Genomic DNA, 21,957 nt, shown 5'->3' with positions numbered 1-21,957 from the left:
CGGCAGTGCAACCGTCCCGCCCCGAGGCGTGCGACATGGACCGCGTCCCCTGCGCGTCCTCCGGGTGACGGCCCAAGGGTCATGCCCTGATGTGCCGGCGGCAGGGAGGAGGCGGCGATCGGCGGCAGTCAGGGGGTGCCTGAGCGCCTTGCCGTTTCGGTGCTCTGCGTGGCGATCGTTTCCGCGAATCACCCCTTGACAGCGTTCCAGGAGGCCCGGCACCTTGAGTTGCATAATGCGAAGCGTGTTGCGTAAAAAGCAACTGGAGGTTGTGCGATGCCGGGACCACGCGTGGTCATCATCGGAGCGGGCGTCGTGGGAGCGGCATTGGCCGACGAACTGTCCGTCCGGGGCTGGACCGAGGTCACGGTCGTCGACCAGGGCCCGCTGCCCGCTACCGGCGGGTCGACGTCCCACGCCCCTGGCCTGGTGTTCCAGACCAACTCCTCGAAGACCATGACCGAACTGGCCCGCTACACCGTGGAGAAGTTCCGCTCCCTCGATGTGGAGGGGCAGCCCTGCTACCTCCCGGTCGGCGGCCTGGAGATCGCCACCAGCCCCGAGCGCAGCGCCGAACTACAGCGCAGGCACGGCTGGCTGACCTCCTGGGGCATCGAATCCCGGCTGATCGGCCCGGACGAGTGCGTCGAGCTGCACCCCCTGGTGAATCGCGAACGTGTACTCGGCGGGCTGCTCATCCCCACCGACGGCCTGGCCAAGGCCGTCCTTGCGGTCGAGGCGCAGCTCAAGGCCGCCCAGGACCGCGGCGTCCGCGCCCTCGCCCACCATGAAGTCCTGGACATCCGCACCGAGGACGGCCGCGTCAGCGCCGTCGTCACGGATCAGGGGGAGATCCCCGCGGATGTCGTCGTCTGCTGCGCCGGCATCTGGGGCCCCAAGATCGCCCGCATGGTCGGGATGAATCTCCCCCTGACTCCGCTGGCACACCAGCTTGCCTGGACCGGCCCCGTGCCGGCGCTCGCCGGGCAGACGGAGGAGGCCGTCCGCCCGATCCTGCGCCACCAGGACGCCGACCTCTATTACCGCGACCGCTTCGACCAGCTCGGCATCGGTTACTACGGCCACCGGCCCATGCCCATCGACCCCGACGACATCCTCTCCGTCGACGCCGCCGAGCAGATGCCTTCCGTGCTCCGCTTCACCGAGGACGACTTCGCCGATGCCTGGACCGAGACCCAGCACCTGCTGCCCGCCACGAAGGACGCCAAGGTCGAGGAGGGCATCAACGGGCTCTTCTCCTTCACCACCGACGGGCTTCCCCTGCTCGGTGAGTCGCCCGACGTCAAGGGCTTCTGGGTCGCCGAAGCGGTCTGGGTCACCCACTCCGCAGGTGTCGGCCGTGCCGTGGCCGAATGGCTCGTCGACGGCCACTGCTCCTCATTCGACCTGCACCAGTGCGACGTCAACCGCTTTGAACCGCACCAACTCGCTCCCGCGTACGTCCTCGCGCGCGACTGCCAGAATTTCGCCGAGGTCTACGACATCCTCCACCCTCTCCAGCCGGCCGGTGCGCCCCGGCCCCTGCGCACCAGCCCGTTCCACCCCCGCCAGCAGGAGCTCGGCGGGTACTTCCTGGAGGCCCACGGCTGGGAGCGGCCCCAGTGGTACGCCGCCAATGAACACCTGCTGGAAGGCCGGAACATACCCACGCCCAACGACTGGGCCGCCCGTTACTGGTCGCCGATCGTCGGCGCCGAGGCCCAGGCCACCCGCGAGTCCGTCGCCCTGTACGACATGACGGCCCTCCCGCGCCTGGAGGTCACCGGCCGTGGCGCCGCCGCCTTCCTCCAGAGCATGACCACGGCCAACGTCATCAAGTCCGTCGGCTCGGTCACCTACTCCCTCATGCTGGATCACGACGGCGGCATCCGCAGCGATGTCACCGTCGCCCGCCTCGGCCGCGACCGCTTCCAGGTCGGCGCCAACGGCAACCTGGACCTGGACTGGCTCACCCGGCACCTGCCCGAGGACGGCTCCGTGCAGGTGCGCGACGTCACGGCCGGCACCTGCTGCATCGGCCTGTGGGGACCCAACGCGCGCGAGGTCCTCCAGCCGCTCGCCGACAAGGACTTCTCCAGCAAGGGTCTGCGCTACTTCCGCGCCCAGCACGCCCACATCGGCTCCGTTCCCGTCACCGCTATGCGGCTGTCGTACGTGGGGGAACTGGGCTGGGAGCTGTACACGACCGCCGACATGGGGCTGAAGCTGTGGGACACCCTCTGGGAGGCGGCCCGGCCCTACGGCGGTATCGCGGGCGGCCGCGGCGCCTTCAACAGCCTGCGCCTGGAGAAGGGATACCGGGCCTTCGGCACCGACATGACTTACGAGCACGACCCGTACGAGGCCGGCGTCGGCTTCGCGGTGAAGATGGACAAGGGCGACTTCATCGGCCGCGCCGCGCTGGAGGGGCGCGCGGCCGACGTACGCCGCCGCCTGACCTGCCTGACCATCGACGACCCGCACTCCGTGGTCATGGGCAAGGAACCCGTGTACGACGGCGACCGGCCGGTCGGCTACGTCACCAGCGCCGCCTTCGGCTACACGATCGGCAAGGGCATTGCCTATGCCTGGCTGCCCGCTGAACTCGCCACCACCGGACGCGCACTCACCATCGGCTACTTCGACCAGCGCATCCCCGCGGTCGTCGCCGAGGAACCCCTGTTCGACCCGACGATGCAGCGCCTGCGGGGCTGACGAAAGGAAAGCTCTGTGACCGCAATGACCCTCGACGGCCGCCGAACAGCGACCGCCATTCGCGCCGAACTCGCGGACCGTGTTTCAGCGCTTGCCGAGCGCGGCATCGTGCCCGGCCTCGGAACGGTGCTGGTCGGTGACGACCCCGGCAGCCACGCCTACGTGGGCGGCAAGCACCGCGACTGCGCCAAGGTCGGTATCACCTCGATCCGGCGCGAACTGCCTGCCGACGCCACGCAAGCCCAGGTGGAAGCCGTCGTCGATGAGCTCAACGCCGACCCGGCGTGCACCGGCTACATCGTCCAGCTGCCCCTTCCGCGCGGGCTGGACGCCAACGCCGTACTGGAGCGGATGGATCCGGCGAAGGACGCCGACGGCCTGCATCCGGTCAACCTGGGCCGACTGGTCCTCGGAGTCGAGAGCCCGCTCCCCTGCACCCCACGCGGCATCGTCGAGCTGCTGCGCCGCCACGACGTGCCGCTCGCCGGCGCCCGGGTCTGTGTGATCGGCCGCGGCATCACGGTCGGACGGCCCATCGGCCTGCTGCTCACCCGCAGATCGGAGAACGCGACCGTGACGCTGTGCCATACGGGCACCAAAGGACTGTCCTGGCACGTACGCGAAGCAGACGTCGTCATCGCGGCGGCCGGATCGCCCGGACTGATCACACCGGAGATGGTCCGGCCCGGTGCCGCCGTGCTCGACGTCGGCATCACGCGCACGGAGGAGGGGCTGCTCGGTGACGTCAACCCGGACGTGGCCAAGACCGTCGGATGGCTGGCCCCGATGCCCGGTGGGGTGGGCCCGATGACGAGGGCGATGCTGCTGGCCAATGTCGTCGAGGCCGCCGAACGCGCCGCCGAACCCCCGCCGGCCCGGGCATCGTCCGACGTCACCCCGCCCCCGTAACCGAAACAGGCCGCATCGACGCCGTCCACGCGGAGCGATCCCGCGCCACCGCCCAGAACATCCCGGCCGAAGCGTATTCGGCCGGCCCTTCAGCGAGGAGCTCGACAGTGACACACGAGGTACGCGCCGTTGTTGCCCGGAAGAAGGGCGCTCCGGTTTCGGTGGAGACCATCCTGGTGCCCGACCCCGGCCCGGGCGAGGCGCTTGTGAAGGTGCAGGCTTGCGGTGTCTGCCACACCGACCTGCACTACCGTGAGGGCGGAATCAACGATGAGTTCCCCTTCCTGCTCGGTCATGAGGCAGCCGGCGTGGTCGAGGCGGTCGGCGAGGGCGTCACCGGCGTCGCCCCCGGTGACTACGTCATCCTCAACTGGCGTGCCGTCTGCGGTCAGTGCCGTGCCTGTAGCCGCGGACGGCCGTGGTACTGCTTCAACACCCACAACGCCGTCCAGCCCATGACGCTGGCTGGGGGCACCTCCCGGACGAAGTCTGGGGGAGGAAACCCGCTGTCCCCGGCCTTGGGGATCGGCGCCTTCGCCGAGAAGACCCTCGTCGCAGCCGGCCAGTGCACCAAGGTCGATCCGAGCGCCTCGGCCGCCGCCGCGGGTCTGCTCGGCTGCGGTGTGATGGCGGGGTTCGGCGCCGCGGTCAACACGGGCGGCGTTGGCCGGGGGGACTCGATCGCGGTGATCGGCTGCGGAGGTGTGGGCATGGCCGCCATCGCCGGTGCCAAGGTGGCCGGCGCCTCGAAGGTGATCGCCGTCGACGTCGACGAGCGGAAGCTGGAGTGGGCCGGGAGGTTCGGCGCCACCGCCACCGTCAACTCCGCCAAGACCGACCCCGTCGAGGCCATCCGTGACCTGACGGGTGGCTTCGGCGCCGATGTCGTCGTGGAAGCGGTGGGCCGTCCCGAGACCTACGAACAGGCCTTCTACGCCCGGGACTTGGCAGGCACCGTCGTCCTGGTCGGCGTCCCCACCCCGGAGACGACCATCGAGCTGCCGCTGCTGGACGTGTTCGGCCGCGGCGGGGCGTTGAAGTCCTCCTGGTACGGCGACTGTCTGCCCGCCCGCGACTTCCCCGCCCTCATCGATCTCTACCTCCAGGGGCACTTCGACCTGGACGCCTTCGTCAGCGAGAAGATCGGCCTCGACGAGGTGGAGACGGCGTTTGAGAAGATGCACCGCGGCGACGTCCTGCGCTCGGTGGTGATCCTGTGAGCGCCCGCATCGAGCACCTCGTCACCAGCGGCACCTTCGAACTGGACGGGGGAAGCTGGGAGGTCGACAACAACGTCTGGCTGGTCGGTGACGACCGGGAGGTCCTGGTCATCGACGCGGCGCACGACGACGCGGCGATCGCCGCCGCCGTCGGGACCCGGCGTCTGGTCGGCATCGTGTGCACCCACGCCCACAACGACCACATCAACGCCGCCCCCGCGCTGGCAGCCCGCACCGGCGCGCACATGATGCTGCACCCCGCCGACTCGGTGCTGTGGAAGGCCACCCACCCGGGCATAGCCCCCGAGGTGTGGCTGGCGGACGGCGACGTGCTCACCGTCGCCGGTACCGACCTGCACGTGCTGCACACCCCCGGGCACGCGCCCGGCGCGGTCTGCCTGTACGCGCCCGAGCTGGGAGCCCTGTTCTCCGGCGACACTCTCTTCCAGGGTGGCCCCGGCGCCACCGGCCGCTCCTATTCCGACTTTCCCACCATCATCGCCTCCATTCGCGACCGACTGCTCACCCTCCCCGCCGACACCACCGTATACACCGGTCATGGCAGCAAGACCTCCATCGCGGCTGAAGCGCCCCAACTCGACTCCTGGATCGCCCGAGGGAGCTGACAAGCCCGGTTGGCACCGAAGCACCCCCTTGCCCTTTTCGACCCTCGTTGTGTGGGCGTCTGCTGTCTTTTCGAAGGTGACACGATGACTGTGACGAATCTGCCCCCGAGCCTGATTTCGACGCTGCCCGGGGGCTATTACACCGATCCTGAGGTCTTCCGTGTGGAGCAGGAGCGGATTTTCGAGGCCATGTGGTTCTGTGTGGCCCGTGCGTCGGACCTGGCCGGGCCGGGGAGTTTCCGGACGTGTCAGGTGGGGCGGGAGAGTGTGCTGGTCTCCCGTGCCCGGGACGGCTCCATCAAGGCGTTTTTGAACATTTGCCGGCACCGTGGCGCGAAGTTGTGCACGCAGGAGTCGGGTGAGGTCAGGCGGGCTTTTCAGTGTCCGTATCACGCCTGGACGTATGGGCTGGACGGGAAGCTGGTCGCCGCTCCCAATCTGACGTCGATGCCGGATGTCGACCGGGTCGAGTATGGGCTGGTCACGGTGCATGTCCGGGAGTGGCTGGGCTATGTGTGGGTCTGCCTGGCCGATTCCCCGCCCTCGTTCGAGGACGAGGTGATGGGTGCGGTGGCCCAGCGGCTGGGGAGTGCGGAGGCAATCGACGCCTACGGGATCGACGGTCTGGAGGTGGGTCGGCGGATCACGTATGACGTGCGGGCCAACTGGAAGCTGATCATCGAGAATTTCATGGAGTGCTATCACTGCGCCACGATCCATCCGGAGTTGACCGAGGTGCTTCCGGAGTTCGCTGACGGGTTCGCGGCGCAGTACTACGTGGGTCATGGGGCGGAGTTCGGTCAGGAGGTGAAGGGCTTCACCCTTGACGGGGGTGAGGGTCTGGACCGGATTCCGGGGGTCGGTGAGGAGCAGGATCGTCGCTATTACGCGATTACGGTCAGGCCGCAGGTGTTCATCAATCTCGTTCCCGATCACGTGATTTTCCATCGGATGTTTCCGGTGGCTGCCGACCGGACGGTGGTGGAGTGTGACTGGCTCTACCTTCCGCATGTCGTGGAGAGCGGTAGGGATGTGGAGCGTTCGGTGGAGCTCTTCCACCGTGTGAATCAGCAGGACTTCGATGCCTGTGAGCGTACGCAGCCGGCGATGAGTTCCCGCGCCTATGCCAAGGGTGGTGTCCTGGTACCCAGCGAGCACCACATCGGCGAATTCCACACCTGGCTTCAGAACCGACTGGCGGGTCCGACCCACTGACCCGTCCTCGCTCCCGTGCAACTATCCAATTGCTGTGCGGCCTCGGGCAGCCACGGACAGCAACTGACAGCTCCCGCCCCGGCGGCAGGCGGCACGATCCGCTCCGGCCCGTCATCCGGCACGAGCCGCGGTGCAGGGGGTGGCGACACGAACGCTCCACCGAAACCACAGAACAGCCAGCCGCACCACCCCACCTCAATGAGTGAGGAGCTCCAATAATGTGACCATGCGGATTCCTCGAGTGCGGCGATTGCCCGTACCGCCTTCCCGTCCGTTCAACCGGTGGGGTAGGCGGAATCGGCGTGCGGCTCCATGTCCGGGAAGCGGGCAACGTGAGCGGTCGGAAGGCGAACGGCAGGCCCCGCGCCGGTCCAAGGACCGGCGACTGCACTCGCTGCTCAGCGTGCGCACTGCCGCGGGCCAAGTATTTGCGCTGCAAGTCGTGCTCGTGGTGTTGCTCGTCTGCGCAGCTGTGATCGCTCTCGTCCTGCAGGCGCGCGGGGCGAGACTTCAGGAGGCCCGCGATCGCTCGCTCGTCGGCGCACAGACCTTCGCACGGGCCCCGGGGACGCTGAGCGCCATGAAATCCTCCGACCCCAGTGCACTGCTGCAGCCCCGTGCGGAGGAAGCCCGGAAGGCATCCGGTGTGGACTACATCATCGCCTTCAACACGTCCGGCTTCCGTTGGACCCACCCGGACCCGGACCTGATCGGCAAACACGTCGTCGGTTCCTATGCCGAAGCGCTCAGCGGCAGAGTGCACCAGGAGACTTACGACACGCCGGGAGTTGGCCGTGCCGTGGACTCGATGGTTCCCGTCTTCGACACCGACGGCTCGGTTGTCGGGCTGGTCTCCGTCGGGATCAAGGTCAAGAGCGTGAACGCGGCGGTGGCGAAGCAACTGCCGGTGATCTTCTCAGCCGCTGGTGGTGCGCTCGTCGTGGCCATGGGCGGGTCGGCGCTGGTGAGCCGGCGGCTGGTGCGCCAGACGCGCGGCCTGGGCCCCGCGGAGATGACTCGGATGTACGAGCACCATGACGCGGTGCTGCACTCAGTGCGGGAGGGCGTGCTCATCATCGACGGCGACGCTCGGCTGCTGCTGGCCAACGATGAGGCGCACCGGCTGCTCGAGCTGCCTGAAGACGCGGAGGGCCGTCGGATCACCGACCTGGGCCTGGCCCCGGGCACAGCCAGGCTGCTCGCGTCCGGCCGGACGGCCGACGATGAGGTGCACCTGGCGGGGGACCGGCTGCTGGCCGTCAACCTGCGCCCCGTGGCCGGCCACGGAGGACCGCCCGGCAGCGTGGCGACGCTGAGGGATTCCACCGAGCTGCGGACACTGGCGGGCCGGGCCGAGGCGGCGCGGGAACGCCTGCAATTGCTCTACGAGGCCGGGGTACGGATGGGCGCCACACTGGACATGGCGGACACCACCGAGGAACTGGCCTGGATCGCGGTTCCCCGCTTCGCCGACTTCGCCACAGTCGAGCTGTTGGATGCGGTCCAGCGAGGTGAGGAACCGGACGGCGCAAGCCTGACCATGCACCGAACCGCCCTGCGTGGCGTCAGGGACGACCACCCGCTGTACCCGGTGGGGGAGAGGATCACCTTCCTGCCGACGATGCCGCAGGCGCGGGGGCTGCGGGACGGTCGCGCAGTGCTGGAACCCGATCTGAGCGTCGCGTCGGACTGGCAGGCACTCGATCCCGAACGCGCTGAGCGCATCGTCAGCTTCGGTATCCGCTCGCTGATCAGCGTTCCGTTGCAGGCCCGCGGCGTCGTGTTGGGGATGGTCGGCTTCTGGCGCTCGGAGAAGGAACCCTTCACGGAGGAGGATCTGTCCTTCGCCGAGGAGCTGGCCGCTCGCGCGGCGGTATGCGTCGACAACGCCCGCCGCTACACCCGGGAGCATGCCACGGCGGTCACCCTGCAACGCAGCCTGCTGCCCCGCACGCTGCCCGAGCAGTCGGCGCTGGAGGTGGCCCACCGCTATCTGCCCGCTCAGGCCGGAGTGGGCGGGGACTGGTTCGACGTCATCCCTCTGCCCGGCGCCCGCGTCGCATTGGTCGTCGGTGATGTCGTAGGACACGGCCTGCACGCGGCCGTCACCATGGGCCGCCTGCGCATCGCCGTCCACAACTTCTGCGCCCTCGACCTGTCCGCCGACGAGCTCCTGGGGCACCTGGACGAGCTGGTCGCCCGTATCGACCAGGGCGAGCCCGGCGACGGCGAGAGCGCGGGCATGATAGGTGCCACCTGCCTGTTCGCGATCTACGATCCGGTCTCCGGAGACTGTTCCATCGCCCGGGCCGGCCACCCCGGCCCTGCCCTCGTCCACCCCGACGGCACCGTCTCCTTCCCCGACGTCCCCGTCTCCCCACCGCTCGGTCTCGGCGCCGGACTGCCGGTCGAGACCGCTGAACTGCACCTGCCCGAGGGAACTCAGCTGGCCCTGTACACGGACGGACTCATCGAGGACCGCCGTCGCGACATCGACACGGGTCTCGCACTCCTGGGAGACGCCCTGGCACATTCCGGCCAGGACCCGGAGCAGACCTGTCAGGCGGTACTCGACGCCATGCTGCCCGCCCGCCCCGGCGATGACATCGCCCTCCTGGTGGCCCGGACCCGGCTGTTGGCCCCGGATCAGGTCGCCGACTGGGACGTGCCCTCCGATCCCGCCGCCGTCTCCCGCGTCCGCGCCGCCTGCGCCCGCCGGCTGGAGACCTGGGGCCTGGACCAGGTTGCCTTCGCCACGGAACTCATTCTCAGCGAACTGGTCACCAACGCCATCCGCTACGGCACCGGCCCCATCCGGCTTCGTCTGCTGCACGACCGCGACAGCCTGATCTGCGAAGTCGCCGATGGCAGCAGTACCTCCCCACATCTGCGCCGGGCCAAGATCACCGACGAGGGCGGTCGCGGCCTGTTCCTCGTCGCCCAGTTCGCTCGGCGTTGGGGCACTCGATACACCACCCACGGCAAGGTCATCTGGACCGAACAGTCCTTGCACGACGCCGCAGCCGGACCCGGTGGAGCCCTGGGCGACATCCTGCTGGACCAGTGGGACGACCCTGAACTGTGACCGTGCGCCGTCGGTTCCTCGGCGCGGTTGACCGGCCAGTAGGCCCGGGATGTGACGTGGCGACGGCTGAGGCACGGCTGCCGCGGTAGCGCCGCGCGCTTCGTCCGCGCGCCGCGCGCCAGCGCTCCGGGCCGGTGCGCTCCGGGCCCGCGCCATGAGCCTGCGGACGGGCTCTCGCCCTACGAGCCTGCGCAACGAGCCCACGGCGTTCGGTCGTTGGACCCCTGCGGGCGGCCCGCCCGAAGCCTGTCCTGTGACCGGGTTCCACCTCGGCGAAGACGTGCTGTCGAGGGCTGGTTCAGCCGGCCCTTGACAAGCCCCCTGGATGCCAGAAAGCATGTTGCGTATAGCGAACCGCGTTGTGTTATTCGAAACAACGCACAATCTCTTCCTCCGTCCCGAAGCTGGGCGCATGGCCGTCCGCCGAGGGCCGTCCATTCCTGTCGGGCCCCCGTAACCTGGAGGTTCCCCATGATCACGGTGTGCCGGATCGAAGATCTGCCGCCCGGTGAATCCATCCGTGTCACCGACGGCGTTCCCGCCCCCATCGCGGTGTTCCACACCGAAGACGGCGAGGTCTACGCCATCGACGACACCTGCACGCATCAGGACGCCTCACTGGCGGACGGCTGGGTGGAGGGCTGCTTCGTCGAATGCCCCCTGCACACGGCCTTCTTCGACCTGCGGACGGGTCGCCCGACCTGCCCGCCGGCGAAGTACCCGGTGCGCACCCACCAGGTTTCCGTGCAGGACGGCCACGTCCTGCTTCACGTCGGCGTCGTGGCGCCGGCATGAGGAGCATCACCGTCATCGGGGCCTCGCTGGCCGGGCTGTACGCCGCGCGTGCCCTGCGCGACCAGGGTTTCGACGGGCGGCTGGTGATCGTCGGTGACGAGAACCACGAGCCCTACGACCGCCCCCCGCTGTCCAAGGCGTTTCTCACCGGCGCCACCGACCAGGGGCAGCTGACCCTGGCCGACGCCGACGAGACCGCCGAGCTTTATGCCGAATGGCACCTCGGCACCAAGGCCACCGGCCTGGACACCGGCGGAGGCGCGGTGCTCCTCGACGGCGACCGGGCGCTGGACACCGACGCCGTGGTCATCGCCACCGGTGCCACCCCGCGGCACCTCCCCGGCCAGGAGTCCGCCGACCCGGCGGAATCCGGCGTGCACACCCTGCGCACCCTCGACGACGCCCAGGCGCTCCGCGACGACCTGGCCCGTGGCCCGGCCCAGGTCGTGGTCATCGGCGGCGGATTCATCGGCGCCGAGGTCGCCTCCTCCTGTGCCGTCCTCGGCCATGACGTCACCGTGGTGGAGGCCGCCCCGCTTCCTCTCGTACCCCAGCTCGGGGAGGAGATGGCCCGGGTCTGCGCCGAACTGCACGCCGACCACGGCGTCACCTTGGTCACCGGTACGGGCGTTGCCGGGCTGCAGAGCGGCGGCCGAGAGGGGCGCGTCACCGGGGTGGAGCTGAGCGACGGGCGGCTGCTGCCCGCCGATGTGGTCGTGGTCGGGATCGGCGTACGGCCCAACACCGGCTGGCTGGAGGGCTCCGGGCTGCCGCTGGCCGACGGCGTCGTGTGCGATGCGGGCTGTGTCACCGCGCTGCCGAACGTCGTAGCCATCGGGGACGTCGCCAGAGTGGACGGCAGTCGCGCCGAGCACTGGACCAGCGCCACCGAACAGGCCACCATCGCCGCGCAGAACCTGCTCGCCGGCAGCACGGTTGCCACCCATCGGAGCGTGCCGTACTTCTGGTCCGACCAGTACGGGGTACGGATACAGTTCGCCGGCCGACGGCTGCCCACCGACACCCCGCGGATCGTCGAAGGCTCCGCCGACGACCGCAGCTTCCTCGCCTGCTACGAACGCGACGGGCAGACCACCGCCGTCATCGCCGTCAATCGCCCCCGCCCCTTCATGCGGCAGCGCCGCGAACTGATGCGCGCCGCGCAGCCGGTCACGACCTGAGCCCGGCCCGGCCGTCACCGCCGGGCCTTCGCGAGCCGCGGCCCGCATCGCCGCCGCATCCCACGGCGGCGGCTCGCGCCCACCGGTAACCGACAAACCCTCCCACAGGGCGTGGCCGTGGCAGGTGCGGTACGACCCTCAACCCACGGAGCATGGCGTGGCAATCAGCGTCTTCGACCTGTTCTCCATCGGCATCGGCCCGTCCAGCTCGCATACGGTCGGCCCCATGCGGGCCGCCCGGATGTTCGCCGGCCGGCTGAAGCAGGACGGCCTCCTCGCGGCGACTGCATCCGTGCGGGCCGAACTGTTCGGCTCCCTCGGCGCCACCGGACACGGCCACGGCACCCCCAAGGCCGTGCTGCTCGGCCTGGAGGGCAAGGAGCCGCATACAGTCGACGTCGGTCAGGCCGAGCTGGATGTCGAGCGCATCCGCACCACCCGGCGCCTGCGCCTCCTGTGCACGGAGATCGGCCCCTCCTGCGAGATCGACTTCGACGCCGACACCCAGCTCAAACTGCACCGGCGCCGTTCGCTGCCGTATCACGCCAACGGCATGACCCTCTTCGCGTACGACACTCATGGCGCGCCGCTGCTGGAGAAGACCTACTACTCGGTGGGCGGCGGCTTCGTGGCCGACGAGGAGGAGGTCGGCGCCGACCGCGTCACGCTCGACGGCACCGTACTGAAGCACCCCTTCCACACCGGCGACGAACTGCTCCGACTCGCCCGCGAGACCGGCCTGTCCATCTCCGCCCTCATGTTGGAGAACGAGCAGGCGTGGCGCACCGGGACCGAGATCCGCGCCGGCCTGCTGGAGATCTGGCGGGTCATGGAGGAGTGCGTCGCGGACGGCCTCTCCCGCGAGGGCATCCTGCCCGGCGGGCTGAAGGTCCGCCGCCGGGCTGCCGCCTCCGCCCGGCACCTGCGTGCCAAGGGCGACCCGGCCGGCCGCGACATGGAGTGGGTCACCCTCTACGCAATGGCCGTCAACGAGGAAAACGCGGCCGGCGGCCGGGTGGTGACCGCCCCGACCAACGGCGCGGCCGGCATCATTCCTGCGGTACTTCGCTACTACACGAACTTCGTGCCGAGCGCGGGCGAGGAAGGCATCGTCCGGTTCCTGCTCGCCGCGGGCGCGATCGGCCTGCTCTTCAAGGAGAATGCCTCGATCTCCGGTGCCGAGGTCGGCTGCCAGGGCGAGGTCGGCTCCGCCTGCTCCATGGCCGCCGGGGGCCTCGCCGAAGTCCTCGGTGGCTCCCCCGAACAGGTCGAGAACGCCGCCGAGATCGGCATGGAACACAACCTGGGCCTGACCTGCGACCCCGTCGGCGGCCTGGTCCAGGTCCCGTGCATCGAGCGGAACGGAATGGCGGCGGTCAAGGCCATCACCGCCGCGAGGATGGCGCTGCGCGGCGACGGCCGCCACCATGTCTCCCTCGACAAGGTCATCAAGACGATGAAGGACACCGGCGCCGATATGAGCGTCAAGTACAAGGAGACGTCGCGGGGCGGGCTCGCGGTCAACATCATCGAGTGCTGACAAGGGTGGGCGATGGGCATTCCGCGCAGCTCCCCGGGGGCACAGCCCATGCATCGTGGTCCCGGCTGGTCGATCAACAGGGATGAGCCGCCTACGGCTTGAGCGCTGGCAGCTCGCCTGAGCCTCGCACGATCAGCCGGGTGGGCACGGTAATGGTGCGAGCCCGGGAGCGGTCTCCGTCGAGCCGGGCCAGGGCGGTGGCCGCGGCACTGCGGCCGATTTCTTCGGGGTCCTGCGCGACGACGGTCAGGGCCGGTTCCAGTGCCTCGGCGAGTGATACGTCGTCGAAGGCGACAACGGCGACGTCCTTGCGCTTGCTGCGGGCGAGTTCGGCGACGATTCCGAGCGCCATGATGTTGTTTCCGGCGAACAGGGCCGTGGGGGGATCGGCCAGTCCGAGCAGTTGGGAGGTCGCGGCCTCGGCCCCCTGCTGGTCGTGTGCGCTGGCGACCAGCGAGCGATCGTAGGGGATGTCGGCTTCTTGCAGGGCCGCGCGGTATCCGGCGAGTCGTTCGCGGCGGGTGTACAGCTTGACGGGCAGGTCACCGACGAAGCCGATGCGGCTGTGCCCGTGCGCGATCAGGTGGGCGACACCGTCGTGGGCGCCCGCGCGGTTGGTGCTGACGACGCTGTCCGTGGACAGGCGGATTCCCGGACGGTCGAGGAAGACGACGGGCAGTCCCGCCGTGCGGTGGGACTTGAGGTGGGAGTGGTCGGCACCGACGGACGGCACGACGATCAGGATGCTGACGCGCCGGGCGAGGAACTTGTCCGTCAGGGCGCGTTCGCGGTCGGGCTCGTCGGCGGACGAGCCCATGAGCAGCGTCAGTCCACGTTCTCGGACCGTGTCCTCGATGCCGCGGGCCACGGCTCCGAAGAAGGGATTGCCGAGGTCGGGGATGACCAGTCCGATGGTGGTGTCCAGACCGCCTACGCGGATGTTGCGTGCCATGAGGTTCGGTTGGAAGCCCAGCTCGGCCACCGCGGCGAGTACCTGTTCCCGCGTCTGCGTCGAGACGGGTCCGTCCTCGTTGAGGACGCGCGAGACTGTCTTGGCGCTGACGCCTACTTCTCGTGCGACGTCGGCCAGGGTGGGGCGGCGGTTCGCTGCCATGGAGGAAACCGTCTCCTGTGAGCTCTCGTTTCCGGCCGCGGCCGGAAACCGTGAGAGCAGGGTTGCGCTGTCAAGTGGACTGGACTCCCGCGGCCTTCGCGGCCTGCGAATCCGCTACGACAGTACCTCCGTCCTCATCGACGGTGAGTGCGCCGGTCATGATGGCGACGACCTCCGCCATGGAGTAGTCGGAGGGCTTGATCACAGCGGTGCGCCTGCCCAGCCGGTGGACGTGGATCCGGTCGGCGATCTCGAAGACATGGGGCATGTTGTGGCTGATCAGGACGACCGGCATGCCCTTCTCGCGGACCCGGCGGATGAGGTCGAGTACCTGACCGGACTCCTTGACGCCGAGGGCGGCGGTGGGTTCGTCCATGACGACGACCCTGCGCGCCCAGGCGACGGCACGGGCAACTGCGACGGCCTGTCGCTGTCCACCGGAGAGGGTCTCCACCGTCTGGGTAAGCGAGCGTAGGCCGATCTTCAGGTCGGCCATGTGCTCGGCGGCCTCCTGACGCATACGCTTCTTGTCCAGCATGCGGAAGACACTGCCGAGGACGCCGGGGCGGCGCAGCTCGCGCCCGAGGAACATGTTCGAGGCGATGTCCATGGAGGCGGCCACCGCAAGGTCCTGATACACCGTCTCGATGCCGTGCGCCCGTGCGCTTTGCGGACCGGAGAACTGGATGAGTTCGCCGTTGAGACGGATCTCGCCCGCGTCGGGGACCAGAGCGCCGGTGAGGGCCTTGATAAGGCTGGTCTTGCCGGCGCCGTTGTCGCCGATGACGGCGAGGACCTCGCCGGGCAGCAGATCGAAGTCGGCGCCGTCGATGGCGGTGACATGGCCGTAGCGCTTGACCAGACCGCGGGCCTGCAGGACAGGGGTGGGGGAACTGGTGGCGGTCATCGGGCCTTCTTCCGGGAGAACTGGTCGACGGTCACCGCGAGGATCACCAGGACACCGGTGACCAGGGTCTGGTAGATCGAGGAGACACCCATCAGCTGCAGGCCGTTGCGGAACACACCGACGATCAGGACACCGATGAACGTGCCCAGGACCGACCCGCGCCCGCCGAAGAGGCTGGTGCCGCCGAGTACCACGGCGCTGATGCTGTCGAGGTTGTCGGTCTGCCCGGCTTGCGGATCGCCAACACCGGTACGGGAGACGAGCAGCAGGGCGGCGATGCCGTACAGCAGGCCGGCCACGGTGTAGACGCCGATGGTCAACCGTGAGATGTGGATGCCGTTCAGTCGGCCCGCTTCCTGGCTGTTGCCCCGCGCGTAGACGTGCCGACCCCAGCTGGTGCTGCTCAGGGCGTACGCGAGGAGGAGGAACAGGGCGATCGTGACCAGCGAGCCGTAGGTGATGTCAGTCCTGCCGAGCGGGAAGGTCTGCCCGAGGGCCGTCAGCGGGCCGGGCAGATTGTTGATCGTTTGATCCTCGGAGTAGATATGGGTCAGCGCGAATGCCACGTTGAGCATGCCGAGGGTGACGATGAACGGCGGCAGCGGGATCTTCTGCACCAACAACCCGTTGAGCAGGCCGAATCCGCCGCAGACGAGCAGGCCCAGCGCGATGGCGGCGAGCGGCGGCACGGTCCCCTCGGCCGCCATCTTGGCGATCACGATGCTGCCGAACGCCATCACGGCCCCGCAGGACAGATCGATGCCCGCGGTGAGGATGATCAGCGTCTGGCCGATGGCCAGCGTGCCGACGACCATGACCTGCTGCACGATCAGCGAGAAGTTCCCGCCCGTGAGGAACTGGTCGGTCGAGAAGGAGAAGAAGACGCAGGCCAGCAGGAGGGCGACCAGCGGGCCGGTGGTCGGTTGGGTGAGCAGCCTGCGGGCCGTGGTCGGTGCCTTGAGCTCCGAGTACGGCGAGGACGTGCTCGGGGGCGTGGACGTGGCTGTCATGCGAAGTCCTTGTCGGAAGACAGAAATCCTTGTCGCCAGGACAAAGGGGGGCGGCCGTCCCCGCCGGTCGGGGAGGTGCTGGGGCGGCCGCCCGCTGAGGGGAGTGGAGTCTCGTGCGGTCCTTGGGGGCGGCTTCAGCCCCAGCAGTTCTTCAGACCGAAGGCGGTGTCCTTCGAGGGGGCCCCGTCCTGCGCCTTGTCGGTGATGAGGTTGGCGCCGGTGTCGGTGTAACCGGACGCCTTCTTACCGTCCTTGGCGTACTTCACGACGGCCTTGACGCCCTCGGCGGCCATCTTCAACGGGTACTGCTGGGACGTGGCGGCGATCTTGCCGCTTTTGACCGCCCGAGTGCCGGTGCAGCCGCCGTCGACGGAGACGATCAGTACGTCCTTCTCCCGGCCCTTGGCCTTCAGCGCGGTGTACGCGCCCAGGGCGGCCGGTTCGTTGATGGTGTAGACGACGTTGATGCCGGGCGACTTCTGCAGGCAGTTCTCCATCGCGGTCTGGCCCTTGGACTGGTCGCCTTGGGTGTCCTGGGAGCAGACGATGGAAGAGTCGCCCTTCTTGATGCCGAAGCCCTTGAGGAAGCCGTTGTGCCGCTTGACGCCGACGGAGACGCCCGGCGCGAGATCGAGGGTGGCAACCTTGGCGGTCTTGCCCTTCATGGCGGCCTTGGCGTACTCGCCGATCAGCTCACCGGCCTTGAAGTTGTCGGTGGCGAAGAGAGCGTCGACCGCGCTCTCCGGCTCGGTCGGGGTGTCCAGGGCGATGACGAGGACGCCCTTGGCGCGGGCCTTCTCGATCGCGGGCACGATCGCCTTGGAGTCGCTGGGGGTGATCAGGATGCCCTTCACCCCGGCAGCCACCATGTTTTCGATGGCGGTGACCTGACCGGCGTTGTCGCCGTCGAATTTGCCGGCCGCGGTCGTGAGCTTGACACCCTCGGCCTTCGCGGTCTTTTCCGCGCCCTTCTTCATCTTCACGAAGAACGGGTTGGTGTCGGTTTTGGTGATCAGACCGACCTTGACGTCGCCCGAACCGGCGCCGGACGAACCCGATCCGGAGCCGGGACCGCAGGCCGTCAGGGTGAGTGCCGCGATGCCCGAGACAGCGGCGGCTCTGAGGAGAGAAGGGGACAGGCGAGTGGTGCGAGACATGGTCACTCCTGTGGGATAGCGAGCGGCGTGGCCTGGGGGTTCAGAAGCACGCCGCCCGGTGTCATCGCTGACTTATGTCATCGTTGACACTGCATGGCGAGGATGATGGACTCCGCATCCCGGCAACGTCAATGGCTTGAACCCGTCACAAATCGGCAACGTCCACGACCGCCGTCCATGCGTATTGGTCAGCGGCTGCGTCGCCAAACGCCCGGTTTGCCCCCTCGGAGGAAAGAGCAGCCCATGAGCCCGCAGATCACGGTCCTGGGAGAGTGTGTCGCGGACGCCTTCTGTGAACCCGCAAGCGCTCCCAACGCACTCACGCTGCGCGTGCTGCCCGGTGGCGGACCTGCGAATACGGCGGTGGCCCTGGCCAGGCTGGGCACTCCGGCACGCTTCCTCGCGCGCCTGTCAGGAGACGTGTTCGGCCGCTTGTTCCGGACCCACCTGGAGGGGTCCGATGTGGACTTGTCCTACGCCGTGGCGGCGGCCGAGCCCAGCACGCTGGCAGTGGCGGAACTGGACGCCCAGGGGCAGGCCGCGTTCTGCTTCCACGCGCAGAACACGGCCGACTGGCAGTGGGCTCCGGGGGAATTGGCGCGGGTGGACTTGTCCGAAACCGCCTGTGTGCACACCGGATCACTCGCGCTGGTCCGTGAGCCCGGCGCGCCGGTGGTGGAGGAGTTCCTGGCAACGGCCTCTCACCAGGCCACCATCAGCATCGACCCCAACGTCCGGCCGCTGCTGGTACACCCCGATGTCTACCGAGAGCGGCTTGCGCGCTGGTGCGGCCTTGCCGACATCCTGCGGCTGAGCGAGGACGACCTTGAGCTGCTCCTGCCGGGCACCCCGCCGGAGCAGGCGTGCGACACCTGGCACACCGCAGGGGCACGGCTCGTCGTGATCACGCTCGGCGCCGACGGCGCCCTGGCCTCACTCGATGGAGAACGGCTGCGGGTGCCCGCGATGACGACGCGGGTGGTCGACACGGTGGGGGCGGGGGACTCCTTCACCGCCGGGCTACTGCACCACCTCGCGGCCCGCGGGATCCTCGGCGGCCGGCTGGCCGATCTCGGTCTCGACGATGTCGCGGAGGCCTGCCGGTTCGCCAGCCAGGTCGCCGCCCTGACCTGCTCGGTTCCGGGCCCCAACCCACCATGGCAGGACGGGTCGGCACAGTTCGCGACCGCTGACGACGCCTGACAGCCTGCTGGCCCGTACCGGAGCAGTCGCGCCCGCACCGTTGACGCGCTGGCCGGATTGCGCTTCATTATCGGGACTCGATGTCATCGCTGACACAAGTCGGCGATGACGGCCCTGGTCGGCGGCGTGGACGTTGGCGTCGGCCTGGGGGTGTCTCCTTTCTCGACACCACGACACCACGACCCAGGAGCCGTACGTCGACCGCGTCCACTCCCGCGCCGTGGGCTTCAACAACACCTTCCCCGGTGTCCGGTCCGCGCCCCTGAAGGCCAGAAACGGCAAGTCCAAGCTGCGCATCCTCGCCGGCTGGTCGTCCGTCGAGGACTGCGGCGGCAGTGGCGAGACCGTGATCACCGACCAGATCTTCATCGACCCCGCCAGCCAGGAAACTCAGGTCTTCGCCGAGACCGACTCGGTGAAGCTGGACAAGGCCGTCGTCCGGCATCTCGACTCCGCCCATTGACAAGGACACAAAAACGTGACAAAAACCCTGCTCGCCGAGTTCACCGCCCGAGAGGGAGCGGAGGATGAGGTCGCCCGCCTTATCCGGGACTACGCCCTGAAGGTGCGCGAGGAGGAAGGCAACCTGGCCTTCGACGTCTACACCAAGGCAGCCGACCCACGCGCCTACTGGATCTTCGAGGTCTACCGGGACGAGGCCGCCTTCAAGACACATCTGAAGGCCCCGTACGGCGCTCCGTTCAACGCCGCCCTCACCCCACTGATCGAGGAGGACGCCTCCGTACTGACGTTCCTCGATCCGCTGGCCCCGGTTCCGTAACGGGCGTGCGGGACCGTCGCCGCGTAGACGCTCACCTTGTTGCTCAACGACCCAGCGGCCGTGTTCAGGCGCGGCGAGGTCCCCGCGAGCGCACAGCCGTCGACGGCATCGTCGGCCCACCAGTCAGCGAGCGTGGCCGTGGCCGTGGAATGTCGTGCCGTCGGTGTAGGCCACGGTGACCTGGCCGCCCGCCACGGACGCGTCGATCTCCTCGCGACGACGAGCTGGGATACATGGAACTCGCCAAACGCGGCGCCGAGTTGTTGTTCCAGGTTCTGACCGAACGCGAGGAAAAGAACAGCGTGGCCATCGCCTCCAACCAAAGTTTCGGGGCTGGACCACCTTCACCGACCCTCGCCTCTGCGTGCACCGGCGGCACCGGCAGCACCGGCAGCACTGCGGGTCGTGCCGCCACATGCCACTACGCGACACGGGTGGGGCGCCGCCGACGGGCCATCTCCACGTCGTGGCACACGAAGACCTGGTCGTCTTCATCAAGTCGGCAAGTTGTGCGGGTTCCGGCGAGCTCCAGGGCGAACCGGTAGGTCCTCGCCGTCGGCGTCCCGGTACCCGTAGGCCTGGGCCCGGACGAAGCCGGCGCTGCGCTCCGGGCGCATGCCGTCCTTGGCCGAGGCGCGGTTGCTCACCAACTTTCGCGTATTGCGTCCCGCAAACGGAGGCCAGCAGGGAGGCCCTCGATGACAGGGGGGCGGTCGGGCGTCGGCCCCGGACGCCCGGGTGACGGCCCCGTTTCGGGGACGGGCTTCAAATCCACGGAAGGCTCCCCACGTACTGTCGCCGGACCACCTCCGCGCGGGCGGAGAGCACCGGAAGGACTGGTATGGCCGTCCGTTGACCTGCGGATCACCTCCGCGCGCGCCGAGAGAACCGCGCCCCCGAGCTCATACCGAAGCGGCTCCTGTCCAAAGCAGCTCTGTAAACCTTGAGCGCGTGCTCAGGTGACCCGACTGAGGTAGCAGCGAATTTCATCACGGCTCCGGACAAGTCGGTCGATGCGAGTTTCCAGGTGATCAAGTTCCTGCCGGAGCAGGTTCGCTATTTCCGCGTCGGGACACGGCGGCAGGTCGCTACGGGGGCCTTGTACATGCTGCAGCAGAACCCGAATCAGACGGGTAGGCAAGCCGCAGTCGAGCAGGCCGCGAATCTGGTGAACCTGCTCGACGGCGCCCTCGGCGTACTCGCGATAGGTGTTCGAAGATCGCTGAGGGTGCAACAGGTCTTGCTCTTCGTAGTAGCGCAGCAGGCGAGTGCTCACCCCGGTACGACGTGCAAGTTCACCAATACGCATAAGACAACGCACCCCACCCTTGACCTTCACATCGATGGGAAACTTTAGCATCTGCTTTGTGAGCGAACTCGCCTTCGCTGCCCCACTGCATGCGACGCCACATGCACATGACCCCTGGAAGAGAAAGGAACTAACATGGCTTCACCTCCGGCTTCATACCAGCCGATCGCCGAAAGCCTGCTCGACGTCGACAAGGCTTTCTACGACGAGCTTGCGGCAAACCCCGAGGACAGGGAACTCGTCGAACGGTTTGTACTCCCGATCCGGTCAGGTCGCGCATGGGAGGTCCCCGCTGGTTACCTGTGCCGGGTCATCACACCGGATGGGCCACAGTGTGGCGACTTCAATGTCTGGAATCGCCATAACCCGCGAGAGCGCCTGTGGGCGGCACGCACACGCCAGTTGCAGGGTGCACACGTGACGCGTTACGACCGGTTGTGGTCGACGCTGCCCTACATGCGCCCGCTGGTGACGATCACGAACGACTCGTTGAGTTGGTACGGAGAGGACGAAGACGGTGCCCGAGTGCACGACCTACTTGGCTCGCGATGTGACCCCTATATCAATCGGATTCTCACGAACGAAGACTTTGACTTCCACTGTCATTCGAACCTGACCCGGGCCGTGCTTCCCTACGGCTTGACTGAGTTCGACGTACACGATGTGCTCAACATTTTCACTGTCACAGGGCTCAACGACCAGGATCAGTACTACATGAAACCCTCGCCGGCGAAAGCCGGGGACTTCTTCGAGTTTTTCGCGGAGCAGGATCTACTCTGCGCACTCTCGAATTGCCCAGCCGGTGATCTATCCGTTCCGTTCTGGGGCCCGGACGCTACCGATCCCATCGATGTATGCCGACCGCTCGCTGTCGAGGTCTACCGTCCACCACGCCAGGTAACCGATGGGTGGTCTCCGCCGCCCTGCTCCGCATACAGGGGACTGCACGGTCTCACTTTGCGGTGACTGTGGAAGGCGCCATCCCAGCGCAAGGTGCCTGCCGCACTTCCGCGTTGTGCGTACAGCATCGAAGTACAGCAACGACTGCCGACCGACTGCTTTGCTGCCGAGGTCCACCACCGAGCCCCGTCTGCGTGACCTCTGACGACTCCTCGCAGAATGGTCTTCGTGCGGCCACGGCGGAGGGGCGGGTGATCTCGTTCCTCGGGGGTGGGGATGACCCGGCCGAA

18 protein-coding genes and 1 pseudogene are annotated in these 21,957 nt (G+C 68.3%); 14 read left to right on the top strand and 5 right to left on the bottom strand.

Going from position 1 to position 21,957, the window contains the following annotated elements:
• Positions 1–276: 276 nt before the first annotated feature.
• The 9 genes from ACTWQF_RS30545 to ACTWQF_RS30505 all read left to right on the top strand — a co-directional run bounded on the left by ACTWQF_RS30545 (position 277) and on the right by ACTWQF_RS30505 (position 13,286).
• Positions 277–2,715, top strand: a complete 2,439-nt coding sequence (locus ACTWQF_RS30545; RefSeq protein WP_443282975.1) for a GcvT family protein — start codon at positions 277–279, stop codon at positions 2,713–2,715.
• 15 nt (positions 2,716–2,730) lie between these two features.
• On the top strand, positions 2,731–3,624 hold the full coding sequence (locus ACTWQF_RS30540; protein ID WP_443282974.1) for a bifunctional methylenetetrahydrofolate dehydrogenase/methenyltetrahydrofolate cyclohydrolase: 894 nt from the start codon (positions 2,731–2,733) through the stop codon (positions 3,622–3,624).
• Positions 3,625–3,731: 107 nt separating this feature from the next.
• On the top strand, positions 3,732–4,844 hold the full coding sequence (locus ACTWQF_RS30535; RefSeq protein WP_443282973.1) for an S-(hydroxymethyl)mycothiol dehydrogenase: 1,113 nt from the start codon (positions 3,732–3,734) through the stop codon (positions 4,842–4,844).
• Positions 4,841–5,470, top strand: coding sequence for an MBL fold metallo-hydrolase (locus ACTWQF_RS30530; protein WP_443282972.1), 630 nt, complete (start codon positions 4,841–4,843; stop codon positions 5,468–5,470). The genes ACTWQF_RS30535 and ACTWQF_RS30530 overlap by 4 nt, the downstream gene beginning before the upstream one ends.
• An 84-nt stretch (positions 5,471–5,554) precedes the next feature.
• The gene (locus tag ACTWQF_RS30525; RefSeq protein WP_443282971.1) at positions 5,555–6,685 is read left to right on the top strand and encodes an aromatic ring-hydroxylating oxygenase subunit alpha; all 1,131 of its coding nucleotides are present in this window, start codon (positions 5,555–5,557) and stop codon (positions 6,683–6,685) included.
• Between the two features lie 226 nt (positions 6,686–6,911).
• Positions 6,912–9,770 (top strand): SpoIIE family protein phosphatase, encoded by a 2,859-nt coding sequence (locus ACTWQF_RS30520; RefSeq protein WP_443282970.1) that lies wholly within the window; start codon positions 6,912–6,914, stop codon positions 9,768–9,770.
• 471 nt (positions 9,771–10,241) lie between these two features.
• On the top strand, positions 10,242–10,565 hold the full coding sequence (locus ACTWQF_RS30515) for a bifunctional 3-phenylpropionate/cinnamic acid dioxygenase ferredoxin subunit (protein WP_443250364.1): 324 nt from the start codon (positions 10,242–10,244) through the stop codon (positions 10,563–10,565).
• On the top strand, positions 10,562–11,746 hold the full coding sequence (locus ACTWQF_RS30510; RefSeq protein ID WP_443282969.1) for an NAD(P)/FAD-dependent oxidoreductase: 1,185 nt from the start codon (positions 10,562–10,564) through the stop codon (positions 11,744–11,746). Before ACTWQF_RS30515 ends, ACTWQF_RS30510 begins: the two co-directional genes overlap by 4 nt.
• A gap of 157 nt (positions 11,747–11,903) precedes the next feature.
• Complete coding sequence (locus ACTWQF_RS30505) at positions 11,904–13,286, top strand: L-serine ammonia-lyase (RefSeq protein ID WP_443282968.1); 1,383 nt, start codon at positions 11,904–11,906, stop codon at positions 13,284–13,286.
• Positions 13,287–13,377: 91 nt separating this feature from the next.
• On the opposite strand, the gene ACTWQF_RS30500 is transcribed toward ACTWQF_RS30505, so the two are convergent.
• From ACTWQF_RS30500 to ACTWQF_RS30485, 4 genes are all read right to left on the bottom strand, one after another.
• Positions 13,378–14,400, bottom strand: coding sequence for a LacI family DNA-binding transcriptional regulator (locus tag ACTWQF_RS30500; protein WP_443282967.1), 1,023 nt, complete (start codon positions 14,398–14,400; stop codon positions 13,378–13,380).
• 70 nt (positions 14,401–14,470) lie between these two features.
• Positions 14,471–15,307 (bottom strand): ATP-binding cassette domain-containing protein, encoded by an 837-nt coding sequence (locus ACTWQF_RS30495; RefSeq protein WP_443282966.1) that lies wholly within the window; start codon positions 15,305–15,307, stop codon positions 14,471–14,473.
• Positions 15,304–16,317 (bottom strand): ABC transporter permease, encoded by a 1,014-nt coding sequence (locus tag ACTWQF_RS30490; protein WP_443282965.1) that lies wholly within the window; start codon positions 16,315–16,317, stop codon positions 15,304–15,306. Before ACTWQF_RS30490 ends, ACTWQF_RS30495 begins: the two co-directional genes overlap by 4 nt.
• Before the next feature lie 134 nt (positions 16,318–16,451).
• Entirely contained in the window at positions 16,452–17,474 is a 1,023-nt protein-coding gene (locus ACTWQF_RS30485; protein ID WP_443282964.1) for a sugar ABC transporter substrate-binding protein, read from the bottom strand.
• A 243-nt stretch (positions 17,475–17,717) separates the two neighbouring features.
• Here ACTWQF_RS30485 and ACTWQF_RS30480 point away from each other — a divergent pair, with 243 nt between their 5' ends.
• The 4 genes and pseudogenes from ACTWQF_RS30480 to ACTWQF_RS30465 all read left to right on the top strand — a co-directional run.
• Positions 17,718–18,677 carry a carbohydrate kinase family protein gene (locus ACTWQF_RS30480; RefSeq protein ID WP_443282963.1) on the top strand — a complete coding sequence of 320 codons (960 nt, stop codon included), beginning with the start codon at positions 17,718–17,720 and terminating at the stop codon, positions 18,675–18,677.
• Between the two features lie 133 nt (positions 18,678–18,810).
• The gene (locus ACTWQF_RS30475; protein ID WP_443282962.1) at positions 18,811–19,140 is read left to right on the top strand and encodes a GH32 C-terminal domain-containing protein; all 330 of its coding nucleotides are present in this window, start codon (positions 18,811–18,813) and stop codon (positions 19,138–19,140) included.
• 15 nt (positions 19,141–19,155) lie between these two features.
• The gene (locus ACTWQF_RS30470; RefSeq protein WP_443282961.1) at positions 19,156–19,458 is read left to right on the top strand and encodes a putative quinol monooxygenase; all 303 of its coding nucleotides are present in this window, start codon (positions 19,156–19,158) and stop codon (positions 19,456–19,458) included.
• Positions 19,459–19,644: 186 nt separating this feature from the next.
• A pseudogene (locus ACTWQF_RS30465) lies at positions 19,645–19,822 on the top strand (ATP-binding protein); the annotation flags it as partial.
• A 591-nt stretch (positions 19,823–20,413) separates the two neighbouring features.
• On the opposite strand, the gene ACTWQF_RS30460 reads toward ACTWQF_RS30465, so the two are convergent.
• Positions 20,414–20,734 (bottom strand): MerR family transcriptional regulator, encoded by a 321-nt coding sequence (locus ACTWQF_RS30460; RefSeq protein ID WP_443282960.1) that lies wholly within the window; start codon positions 20,732–20,734, stop codon positions 20,414–20,416.
• 168 nt (positions 20,735–20,902) lie between these two features.
• Between ACTWQF_RS30460 and ACTWQF_RS30455 the strand changes: the two genes are divergently transcribed.
• A complete protein-coding gene (locus ACTWQF_RS30455; RefSeq protein WP_443282959.1) occupies positions 20,903–21,733 on the top strand; it encodes an urea carboxylase-associated family protein in 831 nt (276 codons plus the stop codon).
• Positions 21,734–21,957: the final 224 nt, after the last annotated feature.

The sequence above is a fragment of the Streptomyces sp. 8N114 genome (genome assembly GCF_052245835.1).
Classification (GTDB): domain Bacteria; phylum Actinomycetota; class Actinomycetes; order Streptomycetales; family Streptomycetaceae; genus Streptomyces.
This window is presented reverse-complemented; position numbering and strand designations above follow the sequence as displayed.